The organism is Streptomyces sp. MCA2, assembly GCF_023544705.1.
Lineage (GTDB): Bacteria > Actinomycetota > Actinomycetes > Streptomycetales > Streptomycetaceae > Streptomyces > Streptomyces decoyicus.
Genome location: NZ_JAMJFM010000002.1, coordinates 242661 through 257916, shown reverse-complemented (window position 1 = coordinate 257916; position 15256 = coordinate 242661). Strand labels below are relative to the sequence as shown.

Sequence of the window (15256 nt, the reverse complement as noted above, 5' to 3'; positions counted from 1 at the left end):
AGGAGCAGATATGCCGCCCACTGCCGCCGACTACGACAGCCTCGTGCGAAGACTGCGGGACCTGGAGGACAAAGAAGCCCTGCGTGCCCTCATGATCCAGGGGTGGCGGGCACTGGACCAGAAGGACTGGCAGACCTGGATCGAATGCTGGGCCGACGACGCGGTGCTGGAGTTCGGGCCATGGGACAAGACCTACGGCAAGGACGCGATCCGCGCGACGGTGGAAGCAGCGGAATCGGCCTACCCGAGCATGCAGCATCACATCCTGAACATGCACTTCGACATAGCGGGCGACCGGGCAACCGGCATCGGCTACATGTGGTTCGTCGCGGTCACCGAAGCCGGGAAGGCCGCCTCCCCCTACTCGATGGGCGGCCCCTATGACTGGGAATTCCGCCGGGGTCCGAACGGCTGGCTCCTGACGCGTCAGAGGCTCGGTGTCCTGTGGACCCAGGGGGAGGACACCCTGAAGGCCTTCGAGTAGGGGGTTCGGGACCATCCGCCGGGACGCTCCCAGCTGTCACGTACGGCACCGGAGGGGGCATACCGGCATCGGAAGCGGGAGGTCAGGGCCGGTACGCCTGCCGCAGGGCACAGGTCCAGACGACGGCACGGGGAGTCGACGCGGCGTCGACCGCGGAGCCGCCGACGCGTTGGTCGTCGCTGACGGCATACGCCTCGGAGGCACCCTCCGGGGAGAGCCGGGGCAGCGCCAGCAGAGGGCCCGCACCCGGCCATATCTGGGCCTGTGCCGGGGGCGCCGTCTCCGGCGGGAACGGTCCGACCACGTGGCTGTCCAGAGCGGTGCCCACACTTACGTTGGTGGTGGGGCTGATGGCCTCGAAGGTGCCGCTGGTGCGCTCCCCGAGCAGCCCCGGTTCGCTCTCGGTGGTGTACGGCGGAAGCCACTGAGTGGGGGTCCGGGTGTCGAGCCGTGTGAAGTCGTGGGTGCCCACGATCCGTCCGGCGCGGTCGATGTCCCGCGGGTACCAGTAGTCGTAGGGCACCCCCGCGGGCCAGAACCGCTGGAGCGGTACGGCCGCGTCGCTGCTCCGGGCGGACCAGAAGAGACCCGCGGACCACGATTCCTCGTCCTTGACGGCTTCGCCGGAACCGGCGATCTGCCCGGCGTTGTTGAGGGCGGTCACCGAGGTGAGCGAGTATCCGGCCGGCGGCGCGAGCCGGCGGTGGATCCGGGCGCCGTCCCATGCGAGACCGATGAGGGCGCCGCCCTTGACCCCATCTCCGACGATCAGGCCCCGGTCGTTGACGTCCGCCGCGTGCGCCCCTTCCGGCAGCAGCGTCACCGTGCGGGCCCCGGCGCGGAAGCTGAACGCCGCGGTACGGCCCGGGCCGTGCAGGGACCCGACCATCAGCCCCTTCGCGTTCACGGCCGCGACCTCACCGCCGGTGAATCCGGCGGGCAGCGGTACGCGGTGTACCCGCGTACCGGTCCAGTACACGGGCAGCTCGTGCGATGCCCCCACCGCCAAGGCGTTCGGCCCAAGTCCCTTGACCTGGCTGCCTCCTGAACCGGGCAGGGAGGCCAGGACCTGGAGGGCGGGTCGGCAGTCCGCGGGCGTGCGGGCGCCGTCGGTGGGCCGGGCCGGTGCGGCCGGCGCCGGGCTCGCCGCCAGCAGGGGCGTGAGGAACGCGGTCGCGACAACCGCCACCGCGGCACGGATATGTCTTCGCATCATGGTCTCCGTTTCCGAGAACAGTGGAATGAACCCCCGGCAGCACTGGTACGCCCCCCGACCAGGGCTGGTACGACCCCCGTCAGCACTGGAATGACTCCCGTCGGTACTGGAATAGGTCGTGAACACCCGAAAGGGCTCGGGAGCGCCGGAGTGGTGGAGCAGGCGGTCGCTGTGGTCATGGGAAATGCGTCATTCGATCACCACGCATCACTGTTGCGCGGAGCGCCGGTGGCATGGTGTGGCGTGACGTGACGTGACGTGACGTGCGGGAGCTTTTGAGGAATCAGTGCGGGAGGCAGGGAGCCCGGCCGTGCTGCCGCTGCCGCTGGCGGACCCTCGTGCGCGTACCGTCCATGCCCTTCATGCACTTCCTCCGGTACTGGTTGGGGAAGTTCCGCGGACCGGCACCTTTCCTACCGTATCCATGACCATTCGGGACAGTTGCGGCGGCCAATGGCCGGAAGGCGCCCGGGAGTGTCCGGGTCCGGTTCCGGTGGGTTTCTGAGGAGTCGTGGAATCGCGAGATTCCGCCCGGTGCGCGCTAGCCGTGTTGGCCTGGAGCGTTGTTCACGCGGCTGACCGGGGGGAGGGGGCGGCCTTCGGGGGCGCCAACGGGGTTCGCCCGGCGTCCCGTTCCGTGTGCGTCTGTCCCGAAGGCCTGGCCCGACAACGTACCCCCGAGACCACGCTTTCCGGACGTCGAACTCGATGTGATGGATTACTGAGGCCGCCAGGGCACCTTCCACGAGACGGTGGAAGCGCGGAAATCCGACGAAGAATGCGTGTTCCACGACGGACCGCCATTCGCCAATGGCCCGCCGCACTACGGACATCTGCTGGCCGGGCATGCCAAGGACATGGTGCCGCGTTACCAGACCATGCGGGGATGCAGGGTCGAGCGACGATTCGGCTGGACCTCGCACGGGCTGCCCGTCCAACTTGACGCCGAGAAGCAACTCGGTAGCACTAGCACCGCGAAGTTCGATATCGAGCGCATGGGGGGCGTCGTCCGCTTCTACGAGGTCTGCCGCTTCGCGGTGATGCGCTACACCCACGAGTGGCGCGGCTATGTCACCCGGCAGGCCCGCTGGGTCGACTTCGACCAGTCCGTCGAGACCCATGACCTCGACTACACGGAGAGCGTCATGTGGGGGTGCGGCCGCCGTCCGATTCCGACCGCGCGTCCGCGAGTTCATGCGTCGATGCGTCCATACATACGTCTGCGCGTCCGTGGGGATGGTTCCGTGGAGGTTTTCAGGGCACGGCCTATTCGCCGTCCCACTGCACCGCGGTCAGGACGGCCCCGCCGTGCCGTCGTGTGTAGCGGCAACTCACCGGGAGGTCGAACAGCACCTCGGCAACTCCGGTGACCGGTCGCAGATCCGCGAGGAGAGCGTCGTCCGGCAATCCGGCCGCCGCGTCGCGCAGCACCGGGTCGTCGGCCGACCTGGCGTCGGTCGCACGGACGGGCGCCACCGGTACCGGATCTTCTGCGGGCTCGCACCACCGGTCGGTGAACGCCCTCCCGAAGGCATTGGTGTCGTCCGTACCTGCCTCTGCCACGGCTTGGTGCACGCAGTCCCCCAACCGTTGGAGCCAGTCGGGGAGCGAGAGAGCCAGCCGGCGGGTGTCGGTGGCGTCCCAGAACTGGAAGACCGGACCCCAGGCACCGGTCTCCCGGTCGACGTCGACATAGAAGTGTCCGTCGCCGTGATCCAGGTGGACGAACCAGTGGCTGCCCGGACCACCGGCGTGCTCCAAGTACCAGCCGACGTCGTGCCCGAGGTACTCGCCGTTGTTGAAGGATTCGGTGAAGTCGACGTGCTCGGCCGAGGTATGTCCGTTCACCACGGAACGGCGCACGGTGATTCGGATGCCGCCGACGGAGCGGAACAGCACGCGCATCTCTGCCGGCACCGGAACCGGCCAGGAGTCCATCCGGGCGTCGTCGATCCCCCGTTCCAGCTCCACCAACCCGCCCGATACGTCGGGCAGTTGGCGCAACCGCGCCACCACCGCGTCGATGTCCGTCATCGCAGATCCCCCCTCCGTGCCACGGCAGGACTTTACTGACCGGGCCGGGTCAGGTAGTCACAGGGGCCCGGCGAGCAGATGACCATGGCGAGAGAGAGTGAGCGTGACCGCGGGGGGGCCGGTGACTGCGAGGAGGGTGACCGTGAGGTGACTACGAAGAGTACGTGCAGCCGTGCCCGCCGTAATACCACTCGTACTGACCCATCACCCACGGGTCCGCCGTGATCGTGAAGGTGCCGCGCGGGGCAGGGCAGTGGAAAGTCGTGGTGACGGTGTCATGGCCCGGCGGAGGCGCCTGCGACGCGGGGGCCGCGGAGGCGATGCCGGCGCCTCCGACGCCGAACAGTGCGGTGGCGAAAACTATCGCGATGATCTTCTTCATCATGTCTCCCCGTTCCATCACTTGCGGGAACTGCCTCTAGGACGATACACGCAACCACCCAATTTCGGACAAGAGGCAAATCCGCCTGATGTCCTAGATGTCCGGGAGGTGTGTGTCGGCGGGCCGCTGCCGGGTCTGAGGGGTGGAGGGCTTGAGGGGTGGAGGGTCTGAGGGGCGGGGTGAGCCCCGGTCGCCTCCATGTCCCAGGGCGTCAACCAGCCGCCCCTCGCCGCAAGAACGGGACGGCAAAGACCGGCGCCTCGTTCTCGGTTGTGTCGCCGCGGGGGAGCCCGAGGGCCAGGTAGCTGCCGGCGGAAACGGTGTCTCGCCCATAGTCGTTTACCCCTATCCATATTCACGACTACGACACCGGGGTTCATTTTTGAGTCGATTGGCTCAAGGGGATGCAGGGTGTTGTTGAACACGCGAATCCCGCTTTTCAAACTACCGCCTGGGCGGAATTGTAAATGACGTTCAAATTTATTGGAGTCAGCTTGGCTGAGACGGCTCTCAAGGTGTAAAGCTTGTCACCAAAAATGTCCGCGCTGTGGTGTAGGTGTCGCGCATGCCGAGTGCGTATACCTTGCCGTTGAACGCCTTCGCCTTGTGCTGGACCTGCACCCACTTGACACGGAGGCGTCGCCGTAATCAATCGACCAGCTGACAGCACCACCCTTTACGGGAAACGCTGAGCCCACCGATGGTGCCGGTTATGTCGCTGGCTACCATTCTGACGACTTTGTTCCAGTGGAGTGCATCAGAAAAGGCCCGAAATCGATCGTTTGCAGGCGGTCGCATAGCGAGCCACCGTCCGGGGCGCGTGTGCCGTAGATGAAGGCGCCCATAATCTCGGAACTGCGACGGCTCATATTGCACAATGAGAGCTGCCTTTGGATGTCGGGCATGTCCCGCTAGCCTCGAAGTTTCATGACGGTCCGCCGACGGAGTCGGTGGACCGTTTTCGTGCCGTGGGCTGAGGGTGGGCAGGCCGAGGGCCCGCATATCGCCTCGGGGTTGCGCCGGGTTCCACTGATCCAGTGTCGGGCTGCTGTCGTAGGGACGGGGAAATTGCTGGTCAGCCGGGGTTCGGTAGGAGCGCGAGCCGGTCGAGGGCGGCGGTGATGTGGCTGCTCCAGGGCCAGTGCCGAGCCAGACGGAGGATCAGCCGGCGGCCTGTGGTGACGAACTGTCCGGCCGTGGTGAACAGACGGAGCCGCAGACGGCGGGGCTCCCAAAGCCGGGCCTTGCCGGTCAGCGCGAGCATGGGCATCCAGGCCAGCAGGTCGAGTGCGATCTGCACGGTCTCCAGCCAGATGCGGTTCTGGGCGGTGCGGTGCAGGGGCAGGTTGCGCAGGCCGGTGGCCCGGGCGGCCCGGATCCGGTCCTCGGCCCGGGCCCGCAGCCGGTGCCGGAGCTCGAGCTCGGCGATCGGACGGCCCAAAGTGTTGGTGGCGAAGCAGGTCAGCCGCATGCCGCCCGCGTCCGTCAGCCGCAACTGGGCTCCGGGGTGCGGCCGTTCCTTGCGGACGATCAGCCGCATGCCCTTAGGCCAGCCGTCCAGGACGTCGCCGGTGAGTTCGGCGACCCAGGCCCCGTCACGGACCTCGCCGTCCGCCTCGACGGCTGGTGACCAGGCCGAGGTGGGAACTTCAGCACGTGGCTGTGGATCGCCTCGGTGATCACCATGCCCACCGAATAGGACAGCCACCGTCCCCGCCGGGCGAGCCAGGCCACGAAGTCGTGAGTTCCGCCTGCGGAATCCGTGCGGATCAGGGTCCGGCGCCCGCGCCGGTACTCCTTCGGCAGTTGGGACAAGGCCAGTTGAGCGGCGGTGATGTGGTCGGCCGCGGTGTTCGAGTCCGCGTTTCCCGGCCTGAGCAGGGCCGCCACCGGCTCCCCGGTGCCGCCCGGCCCGTGGTCGACGAACCCCATCAGCGGGTGGTGCCCGTAGGCCCGCTTCCATGTGGGTGCGGCGTCCTCCTTGTCCGAGTGCGCGATCACCAGCACCCCGTCGAGGTCCACGGTCACCATCCCGCCCGCATCAGGCGCTTCCCGGTCGGCCAATCGCCAGACATGCTGGCGGGCTTCAGCCCGTGCGGAACGGATGGCCCGTAGGGCCTTCTCCCCGGAGGCGGCGAGGGTGTCGATGAGACGGGAGACCGTCGGGTCGGAGGCCACCGACCCGAACACGGCCGGCTCGGCCCGCAGCAGGGCGACATCCGCGAGGCAGTCCCCACCCAGCGCGACCGCCAGGGCCACGTCCAGCAGGATCTTGCCCGGATCGTGCACCGCCCGAGCCTTCCGCCACGGCGCCAGCGCCGCTGATATCGCCGTGTCCAAGCCGGCCTTGCGGACGGTCTCGACCAGCAGCACGCCCCCGGCCTGTGAGACCACCGCCCGGCCGCCGCCCTCTACACGGACACGCGGGTACGACCCGATACGCTTCTTCACCTGAGAAGTGCTTCTTTCCGTGTAACCGACAGGACCCTAGACAAGTCCCATCGTTGCAGGTCAGAAGCACTCTCTGCTTACTTGATCAGGGCATAGACGAGCGCGCCAGGTCACACTCGCATGCCCACGTTGAGCGGTGGTCGGGCGGGGGCGCGGGCGGTCAGTTAGCCGCCCTGTGTGCGCCGAGGTGGGAGCGGTGCCGGTCCACGATTCCCTCGACGATCTTCATCAGGCGGTCTCCCGTCTGATCGATGCTTCCGTTCTGTGTGCTGACCTGCGCCCCTTCGAGTACGAAGGTGATCTCGGCCGCGGCCTGTCCGGGGTCGGGCATCTGGGCTTGGGTGCACATGTCGATCAGTCGGCGGGTCTGGTGGGCCTTGTGGTCCTCGATCACTTGCCGTGCCGGATGAAGGCGGTCGGGCAGCTCGGCGAGGGAGTTGATGAATGGGCAGCCCCTGTATGAGATCGCCGGCAGCCCCTCGGCGATGAAGCGGGCCAGGCCCAGAATCTGCTCCTCGGGCCGGTCGGGGTATTCGGTTTCCACGCGGTCGAAGGCCGCCTGATAGTCCGCGGCGACGATCCGCAGCCACTCCGCGACCAGCGCGTCTTTGGTCTCGAAGTGCCGGTAGATCGCCATTTTGGTTGTCTCGGCCTTGTCGGCGATTGTCTGGACCCCCACCTGCCGGATCCCTTCCCTCTGGAAGAGCTCTTCGGCCGCGTCGAGAATGCGCTCACGAGGCGGCAGCTTCGCCACTCTGCTTGGCCTTCTGAGGGTCGATGCCATGACTACTCCGTCACTCCGGTCGATCGTGCGGTTCACAACCTCTCTCACGGTACCAGTCCGACCCCTTCGATACCGTAGGGTATCGTTCGGTACTCGAAGGTATCGTTCTTGTCAGGGAGTGGCAGTGAAGGTTTCTGAGTATGTGGGCTTCGAAGCAGTCGGGCTGGCGGAGCTGGTGGCCAAAGGCGAGGTACTCCCCGCCGAGCTCGAGGCAGCTGCGCGCGAGGCTGTGCAGGCAGTTGATCCGCAGATCAACGCCGTCGTGGAGACCTGGCTGACCGACGACGAACCTGTCCCCGGCAGCACACCACTGGCCGGCGTCCCTTTTCTGATCAAAGACATCGCGGTGGCCATGGCCGGGAGGCGGATGGAGCTGGGAAGCCGCCTGGCGGCCGGTAACGTCGTCGGCGCCGACTCCTCGCTGATGCAGCGCTTCCGGCGCGCGGGCCTCGTGACGTTCGGGCGCACCGCGACACCGGAGATGGCCTATGGCATCTCGACTGAATCATCGTTGTACGGCGCGACCCGTAACCCGTGGGATTTGGAGCGCAGCGCGGGCGGATCCAGTGGAGGCGCGGCCGCCGCTGTCGCCGCCGGGGTGGTCCCGGTCGCCCATGGCACCGACGCCGCCGGATCGCTCCGTATCCCCGCCGCCTACAACGGCCTCTTCGGGATCAAGCCCACCCGTGGCAGGGTCTCCATGGGGCCCGACGTCGACGAGGTCTTCAACGGCCTGGCCGTGCACGGCAGCGTCAGCCGCACCGTACGCGACAGTGCGGTACTGCTCGACCAGATACGCGGCCCGGAGTCGGGCGACCCCTACTTCGCCCAGCAGCCGTCACGGCCGTACGCGGAGGAAGTCACCCGTCATCCTGGCTCGTTGCGAATCGGTGTCCTCGCCCAGGCGTGGGGCGGACGCCGTACTACTGCACCGGTGACCGATGCCCTCTCCCGCACCGTGCGTTTGCTTGAATTCCTCGGTCACCAGGTGAAGGAGGTTGAGGTCGACCTCGGCGCCGACTGGGAGGAATTCGTCCTGGCCAACGCCCGACTCATGACGGTGAACCTCACCACCCTGGTCGACGGGCTGGCCGCCGCCTTCGGCCGTCCCGTCGACTCCTCGACCCTTGAGCCGGCGACCCTCGCCGGCTACCACTACGGGCAGCGGGTCGGCGGCGCGCAATTCCACACCGCTCTGGCGATGCGGAACCGGGTGGCCCGAAGCCTGGCGCGGTACTTCGACGAGTACGACATCCTCCTCACGCCAACCCTGCCGGAGCCTCCCGTGTCTCTGGGCACTCATACGGAGGGTGCGGAGACACTGGACGGCCTCGGCTGGATCGAGCGCATCAATGACCTGTCGCCGTTCACCATGCCGTTCAACGTGGCAGGCACGCCCGCCATGTCCGTACCCTTGACGGCCGACGCCGGGACGGGGCTCCCGGTCGGTATGCAGTTCGCCGCCGGATACGGCCTCGAAGGCCGGCTCTTCCGCCTCGCCGGACAACTCGAACAGGCAAGTCCGTGGTCAGGCCGAATCCCCACGGTATGGGCAGGGAACCACCCAGCCCGCTGAAGAATGCTCCTGGCACGCTACAGCGAGACATCGACGGATTCTTGCCGGTCCCAGGACCGAAAACTCTCGCGGCGCAAGGGGCGGATGCCCTCAATACCGAGGCGAAGCTGCGGGTATTGCCGACCTCGACGTTCATTAAGACCTGAGCGGCCGTGACATCACGACGCATGAACAGAGACCCATTGAAGGAGTGTCCGCCATGGTTGAGCGCATCGACGTGCGCATTCCCCTGCCCGACGGCATCGAACTGGCCACCTGGCTGTTCCTTCCCGAGAACACCGAGAAACCGTTGCCCGCCATCACCATGGCCCACGGTTTCGGCGGCACCCGCCATCACAGCATCGAGCACACAGCCCGCCGCTTCAGCGAGGCCGGCTACGCGGTTCTCCTCCACGACCATCGCAACTTCGGCGACAGCGGCGGCACACCTCGCCAGGACATCGACCCCTACCAGCAGATCGCGGACTGGCGATGGGCGATCACCTACCTCGGCACACGCTGGGAAATCGACGAACAGCGCATCTGCATCTGGGGATTCAGCTACGCCGGTGGTCACGCCCTGGTCCTCGGCGCCACCGACCGCCGCATCAAAAGCGTTTACGCCCAGGCCCCCACCGTCAGCGGCTACGAGACCGGACTGCGCCGCGTCCCGCCCCACGAGGTACGCGCCCCGGAAGAGCGCTTCCACCATGACGAACGCGACCAGCTGGCCGGCAAGCCGCCCGTCTACGTACCCTTCATCGACACCGACACGAGCCCTGGCTCCCCAGCGGCCTACCCACAGAAGGGGGCGGCCGACTTCTACCTGCACCGGGCACCGGAAGACACGTGGACGAACGAGGTGACCCTCCAGTCCAACCGCCGCGCCCGCGCCTACGAACCCGGTCAGTGGATCTCCCGCATCGCCCCCACCCCCTGCTGATGCTCGTGGCCAAGGACGACGACGTCGCCCCCGCCGACATTGCCCTCGACGGCTTCAACCGCGCCCGCGAACCGAAGAAGCTCGTCCTCACGGACGGCGACCACTTCTTGTCCTATATCCAGCAGTTCGAACTCTCTTGCACGGTCGCGATCGACTGGTTCGACACCCACCTCAGGACCGCCGAGAAGAACGACTCCCGCCCCGATCAGGAAGCCCGCTTCGCTGCGTCCAGCCTCGGCACGGACACTCGGGTACCACCGATACGCTCACTCACCTGACGAGTGCCTCTCCCCGTGCGGCTGACAAGACTCTGAATACATCACAACGTTGCAGATCAGGGGCACTATCCACTCGCTTGGTCAAGGTATGGACGAGCGCGTTGACGAAAGCGCGAGGCTAGAGACCTTTGAGAGTGCGGGTTACGAGGGGCCGTGACGGCTGTCGTGGGCTGCGTTATGACCGCACCGACGCTGACACCGCCGAGGAGCAGCAGCGTCCCGGCCGGCATCTCACCAAGCAGACCTCCTCGGATGGAGACCGATGAACGTCAGTATCGATTCCGCGCCCCCTCGGACCGCAACGCAGCGACTCCTCATCGTCCTTGGCGGACTCTCGGCGATATCGCCGTTTCGCCACCGACATGTACGCGCCCCGGCTTCCCGGAGATCGTCACCCCGTTCCGAGCCTCGGGAGCGTCCGTCCAACTGTCCCTGACGGCCTGCCTCGTCGGGCTCGCCGTCGGTCAGGTCGTGCTCGGCCCGGTCAGCGACGCGATAGGGCGACGACGCCTGCTTCTGGTCGGCTCCGGCACGTTCACCGTGTTGTCCCTGGTCTGCGCGCTCTCCCCATCCATCGCCGTGTTCGACGTCGCCCGGCTGCTGCAAGGGATCGCCGGCAGTGCGGGGCTCGTCATCGGACGGGCGGTCATCAGCGACCGGTTCACCGGCACCCGCGCAGCACGCCAACTCTCCACGCTGAGCGTGATCGGGATGACTGCGCCGGTGCTGCCGCCGGTCGTCGGAGGCCTCATCCTCGGCGTCGGCTCGTGGCGTCTGGTGTTCGTGGCGCTGGCCGTGACCGGTCTGTTGTTGCTGACCGCAGTCTGGGCAAGGCTTCCCGAATCGCTCCCCGCCGAACGGCTCCGGACCGGCGGTCTGCCGGCCGTATTCGCCGCGATGGGCGGACTGCTCCGGCGTCGCGAGCTGATCGGCTACCTCCTCGTCATGGGGTGTGGATTAGCCGCCCTGTTCGCCTACATCACCGGCTCGCCCTTCGTCCTCCAAAACACCTATGGCTTGTCGCCCACTGATTGCAGCCTCGTCTTCGCCGCAAATGCCGTCGGTACCGTAGTGGCGGGTGGGATATTCGGGCGACTGGCCGGGCGCGTACGTCTCAACTCCCTGCTCGTCACCGGCGTGCTCATCACCGTCACCTGCGTGATCACGCTGATGTTCCTGCTCGCCATCGGCATCAGCACGCTCCCCACCACATGGGCGCCTGCCTGTTCGGGCTGACCTTCGGGTTCGGAATAGTGCTGCCCGCGTCGACCACCATCATCCTCGCGGTCGGTGGCGATGCCCCCGGAGCTGCCTCCGGCGTACTCGGTGGCGCCCAGTTCGTGCTCGGTGCCGTGGCCGCACCTCTACCCGGCGTTCTGGACGGCACCCCCGCCATGTCAATGGCCGTCGTGCTGTTGGGCTTTGCTCTTCTCCCCGCGGTAGCGCCGATCACGCTCGCCCGCCCCTGGCAGAGCCATGGCGAGCCGACCGGCCGACACTGAATTGTCGTCGCGCTCGCTGTCGGCAGCAAGCCCTACCTCGTGAAGCTCTTCACCCATTTGCGCACTTGGAAGGCGCCCATCGCCAGGATCACCAGTCCGATGCCGAACCACACAACGGAGCCCAAGGTCGCCCCGACACCGACCTCCCGGAAGTGCCCCTCGCTGCCCACCCAGGACTCGACCACGTCGCGTTTCTCGCCGGCCGCATAGTCGTCCGCGTTCTCGAGCCTTCCACTCCACACGTCGTCGGCAGTCGCGCCACGAGGGAGAAAGTCGCCGCCGCACTCGTAGTCGGAATTCTTCCTGCTGGGATTGGTGTCGAGGCAGTAATCGACCGTGAACGTGCCGCGCGTGCCCACCAGGCCGGTGGCCTGCACACCCTGGACACCGTTGAGGAAGACAGCTCCGGCGCCGACAAGCGTGAGCACGAGGCCAAGGATCACCCCGGTGACCCGCCAACCCCACGCCGGTTTCGGCTCTCGCGGCCGTTTCTTGCTCTGCTCACGCGATATCGCACTGCTCACCTCGGCATCCTAGCGATCAGGAAATGCTGACCGCGCTGCCCTCCGATGCAGGGGCGACCATGGCACGGGGCTGCGGCGCCCGTCAGCGCGCGATTGTCACCTTTCCAGCAGCGGACGCAGATGGGCGTGAGCCCACCCACTGAGTCGGGTGGGGGTGGTGGTGAGCAGGTCGCGCGCCTGCTCGGGCACCACGTCGCGCGACCCAGCGGTCATCCCGACGATGCCCTCCACCGCAGACGGAGCCAGTCCGGCCGCGCGCAGCGCATCCCGCACCCCGTCGTCGCTGACGAGGTCGAGCCGGACCGGGCGTCCGAGCGCCTCGGTGAGGATCTGCGCGACCTGGTGGAAGGTGAGGTCTTCTGGCCCGTGGACGGCCTGCACCAACCGGTCCTGCCAGGTGTCGCTCAGCAGCCGGGCCGCGACCACATCGCCGATGTCACGCGGATCGACCCATGGCATCGGGTGGTCGGGATCGAATGCGGTGGTCAAGACGCCTCGGGAGAGTCCTTCGACGTTCAACAGCAGGTTGGTGAAGAAGTACGCGCACCGCAGATGCAGCACATCCACCCCGGTGGCATCGAGCCGTTCCTCGATCGCGGCCAGTGCGTCGATGTGGCCGACCCCGTGCCGCTTCTCCGCCCCGATACTGCTCAACAGCACCACGCGCTTCACATCGCCGACCTGGGCGGCCTCCACCAACGGCGCCGCGGTCCGCAGCGAGGTCTCGATCGGATCTGCCGTCGAGTGCGGAGTGGGATCGACCCAGAAGACAGAACGCGCCCCCGCCACCGTGTCACGGACGAACCCGGCGTCCGTCAGGTCACCGCGGTGCACATCCGCCTGCGCACGGGTTGCCTCATCCAGGCGGGCCGGGTCACGGACCAGAAGGCGGGGACGGACGCCGGCCTGGAGCAGCAGCCGCACCACGCGCGATCCTACGTGTCCGGTTGGCGTGGTAACCACGATGCTCATCGAGACCTCCCATTCGCGCATTCACTGGCGTTGCCTGCACTCTAGAGACCCGCCTTGCCGACAGCAGTAGCCTCACCGAGACCGGCAAGCCCACACTCGCGAGCGGTAGACGGCGGTGCCCCGTCGGCGAATGGCCACGATGCCCCCACGGCCAACTCGCCGGCTACGGCGCATTCAGCCCTAGAGGCCACTGCGCACACCGCCAACCATGGGGCACCGAAGGCAACATCACCGCGGACAAGACCCACCCATCCATCCATCCATCCATCCACCCACCAAGCAAACAGCGGCCACAAGACAACTGACGACCACCCACACGCAGGAGCCTTCCCCCAGGTGCCCAGGTGCCCAGGTGCCCAGGTGCCCAGGTGCCAGGTCCCGGACCTGTCGCCTCTACGCTGCGTTCAACGTTCCGAGACGAGTGAGAGGACTGGCCGTGATGCCACCAGAGTGTGCCGCCTGCACACAGCCGACAATCAGGAAGCACAACCCCTCCGGCAAGTTCACCGTCGTGTACTTCCACTCCACCGTCGAGTACCCCGACGACTGGGCCGGCCACCCCGAGAACGCCGTGTGGTTCTGCGCCGAACACCTGCCCCTGACCGAGGGCTTGACCCACCTCACGGCCCTCGAAGCCATCGACCGGATCCGCGCTCAGCTGCCCCAGGTCAAGGCATAGAGCCAGGCTGATGCGGACGACACACCACCCCAGCGCTGCACCCACCTGCCGTTCGCAGTCCGATTCACCTCCGCCTGCGCGGAGAGCACCCTCAGAGCGCTCGCAGCGCGTTGCCGAGGTTCGGGCCGTAGGTTGCCCAGCATTGGATGTCCCCGGCGTCGGAGATGAGGTCGCCGAGGTACCAGTCACCGTCGTCGGCCTGGACAGCGCAGATCCCGTCCAGGTTGATCGCGCAGTCGGCCCGGAGGGGTGTTCCGTTGTAGGAGACGGTGCCGAGGAGGGTGAGCAGGCCGGCTTGTGGGCAGCCGGTGAGGCGCTGGACGTCCGCCAAGGTCCAGGGCTCGGGCAGGTGCTCGTCGCGGTGCCCGGCGGTGGGGAGGAGTTCGACCACGGCATGGCCGAGCTGGGGCCGGATCCACTCACCGTCGCGTTCGATGCCGAGCACGCCTCCGAGGAAGGCCATGTCGAAGGTTCCGGCGGGGGTCTCCCAGCGAAACGGAACGCGGGAGAGGTGGGTGGGGAAGTCCTCCTCGGCGGTGGTGCCCGCGCCGAACGACTGCCTGGCACACGGCCCGTCGTCGGTGTACCGGTGGGCGAAGAAGGCGGTGATCCATCCTGTGACCCGGTCGCCGCCGGAGTCCGACTCCCACTTGTAGAGCGAGCGCCAGAATGCGTGGTCCACACCCCACCCCGAGGCGGTAGCGCTGATCGCGTCCAGCACCGGGTGCAGGGCGGTGAACCACGGCCGCAGGCCCTCGAACCACCCCTCCAGCTCCCGCACCCGTGCCGCCAGCAGGCGCCAGTCCCGGTCCGTGCCCTCCAACCGGATCCGGGGAATTCCGCAGAGCGTCTGCCACCGGAAGCGGTAGTACGGGCTGACCACGTCCATCAGCGCCACCAACGCGGCCGTGGCATCGGTGGGGGTGGTGGTGGAGAAGGCCGGCTGGAACAGGTCGGCCACCTCGTCACCGATCCGGTCCCGCAGGGGCTGTTGGACCAGATTGATCGAGTGCTCCCAGTTCCGCGAGGCCAGGTCGTCGCGGACGGCGATGGTCTGCTGGTGCCCGGGCGTGTCAGTGAAGAGTCCTTCGTACGTGCTGGAGTTCAGCCGGATGTGCACGGCCACCTCGTGCACGACGGCGTACCAGAGCAGATCGGGCGAGAGGCTCAGCGGCAGGTGCGCCGTGAAGCAGAGGTGGATGGCGCGCAGCAGGAGACTGGACGTGGGCTCGGCACTCTCCGGGCCATGAGGGGACCAGCCGACGAGGCGAGCGGTGCTGCGGTGGTGGAAGCGGGCCTGGTCGCGGAGCACCGCGTGCAGGAAGCGCTCGTTGCCGAGCTCGGTGAGTTCGGTGGCGAGCCGCGCTGCATCGGCGTCTTCGTCGAGCGGCAGCGCTATCTCGAAAGTCATCCGCATCCCCCAGGACCAGTGATCGGGCCTCGATCCTAGAA

The 15256-nt window shown here is 67.4% G+C and carries 14 protein-coding genes and 2 pseudogenes; 8 read left to right on the top strand and 8 right to left on the bottom strand.

Annotation, left to right across the window (positions count from 1 at the left end; translation table 11 throughout):
* Positions 1–10 precede the first annotated feature (10 nt).
* Positions 11–484 (top strand): nuclear transport factor 2 family protein, encoded by a 474-nt coding sequence (locus tag M8I34_RS02980; protein WP_250047723.1) that lies wholly within the window; start codon positions 11–13, stop codon positions 482–484.
* A gap of 82 nt (positions 485–566) precedes the next feature.
* On the opposite strand, the gene M8I34_RS02975 is transcribed toward M8I34_RS02980, so the two are convergent.
* Positions 567–1697 carry a hypothetical protein gene (locus M8I34_RS02975; RefSeq protein WP_250047722.1) on the bottom strand — a complete coding sequence of 377 codons (1131 nt, stop codon included), beginning with the start codon at positions 1695–1697 and terminating at the stop codon, positions 567–569.
* A 746-nt stretch (positions 1698–2443) separates the two neighbouring features.
* On the opposite strand from M8I34_RS02975, the pseudogene M8I34_RS41815 reads away from it, so the two are divergent.
* Positions 2444–3070, top strand: a pseudogene (locus tag M8I34_RS41815) (class I tRNA ligase family protein); the annotation flags it as partial.
* On the opposite strand, the gene M8I34_RS02970 reads toward M8I34_RS41815, so the two are convergent.
* From M8I34_RS02970 to M8I34_RS02955, 4 genes and pseudogenes are all read right to left on the bottom strand, one after another.
* Positions 2967–3734, bottom strand: a complete 768-nt coding sequence (locus M8I34_RS02970) for a hypothetical protein (protein ID WP_250047721.1) — start codon at positions 3732–3734, stop codon at positions 2967–2969. The pseudogene M8I34_RS41815 and the gene M8I34_RS02970 sit on opposite strands and share 104 nt — an antisense overlap.
* Before the next feature lie 151 nt (positions 3735–3885).
* Positions 3886–4119 carry a hypothetical protein gene (locus tag M8I34_RS02965; protein ID WP_250047720.1) on the bottom strand — a complete coding sequence of 78 codons (234 nt, stop codon included), beginning with the start codon at positions 4117–4119 and terminating at the stop codon, positions 3886–3888.
* A gap of 1072 nt (positions 4120–5191) precedes the next feature.
* Positions 5192–6567 (bottom strand): annotated as a pseudogene (locus M8I34_RS02960) (IS1380 family transposase).
* Between the two features lie 160 nt (positions 6568–6727).
* Positions 6728–7351: a TetR/AcrR family transcriptional regulator gene (locus M8I34_RS02955; RefSeq protein ID WP_250047719.1), complete on the bottom strand. Its 624-nt coding sequence runs from the start codon at positions 7349–7351 to the stop codon at positions 6728–6730.
* 124 nt (positions 7352–7475) lie between these two features.
* Between M8I34_RS02955 and M8I34_RS02950 the strand changes: the two genes are divergently transcribed.
* The 5 genes from M8I34_RS02950 (at position 7476) to M8I34_RS02930 (ending at position 11629) form a co-directional block, all read left to right on the top strand.
* A complete protein-coding gene (locus tag M8I34_RS02950; protein ID WP_250047718.1) occupies positions 7476–8927 on the top strand; it encodes an amidase in 1452 nt (483 codons plus the stop codon).
* A gap of 199 nt (positions 8928–9126) precedes the next feature.
* Complete coding sequence (locus M8I34_RS02945; RefSeq protein ID WP_250047717.1) at positions 9127–9849, top strand: alpha/beta hydrolase; 723 nt, start codon at positions 9127–9129, stop codon at positions 9847–9849.
* Entirely contained in the window at positions 9816–10127 is a 312-nt protein-coding gene (locus M8I34_RS02940) for a hypothetical protein (RefSeq protein ID WP_250047716.1), read from the top strand. The genes M8I34_RS02945 and M8I34_RS02940 overlap by 34 nt, the downstream gene beginning before the upstream one ends.
* 252 nt (positions 10128–10379) lie before the next feature.
* Positions 10380–11363, top strand: coding sequence for a multidrug effflux MFS transporter (locus tag M8I34_RS02935; RefSeq protein ID WP_250047715.1), 984 nt, complete (start codon positions 10380–10382; stop codon positions 11361–11363).
* Positions 11339–11629 carry a hypothetical protein gene (locus tag M8I34_RS02930; RefSeq protein ID WP_250047714.1) on the top strand — a complete coding sequence of 97 codons (291 nt, stop codon included), beginning with the start codon at positions 11339–11341 and terminating at the stop codon, positions 11627–11629. The genes M8I34_RS02935 and M8I34_RS02930 overlap by 25 nt, the downstream gene beginning before the upstream one ends.
* A 32-nt stretch (positions 11630–11661) precedes the next feature.
* Here the strand turns inward: M8I34_RS02930 and M8I34_RS02925 are convergent, their stop codons facing one another.
* Both M8I34_RS02925 and M8I34_RS02920 read right to left on the bottom strand, forming a co-directional pair.
* Positions 11662–12153: a hypothetical protein gene (locus M8I34_RS02925; RefSeq protein WP_250047713.1), complete on the bottom strand. Its 492-nt coding sequence runs from the start codon at positions 12151–12153 to the stop codon at positions 11662–11664.
* A 96-nt stretch (positions 12154–12249) separates the two neighbouring features.
* Positions 12250–13125: an NAD(P)H-binding protein gene (locus M8I34_RS02920; protein ID WP_250047712.1), complete on the bottom strand. Its 876-nt coding sequence runs from the start codon at positions 13123–13125 to the stop codon at positions 12250–12252.
* Positions 13126–13564: 439 nt separating this feature from the next.
* On the opposite strand from M8I34_RS02920, the gene M8I34_RS02915 reads away from it, so the two are divergent.
* Positions 13565–13804, top strand: a complete 240-nt coding sequence (locus M8I34_RS02915) for a hypothetical protein (RefSeq protein ID WP_250047711.1) — start codon at positions 13565–13567, stop codon at positions 13802–13804.
* 91 nt (positions 13805–13895) lie between these two features.
* On the opposite strand, the gene M8I34_RS02910 is transcribed toward M8I34_RS02915, so the two are convergent.
* Entirely contained in the window at positions 13896–15215 is a 1320-nt protein-coding gene (locus M8I34_RS02910) for a DUF4419 domain-containing protein (protein ID WP_250047710.1), read from the bottom strand.
* Positions 15216–15256: the final 41 nt, after the last annotated feature.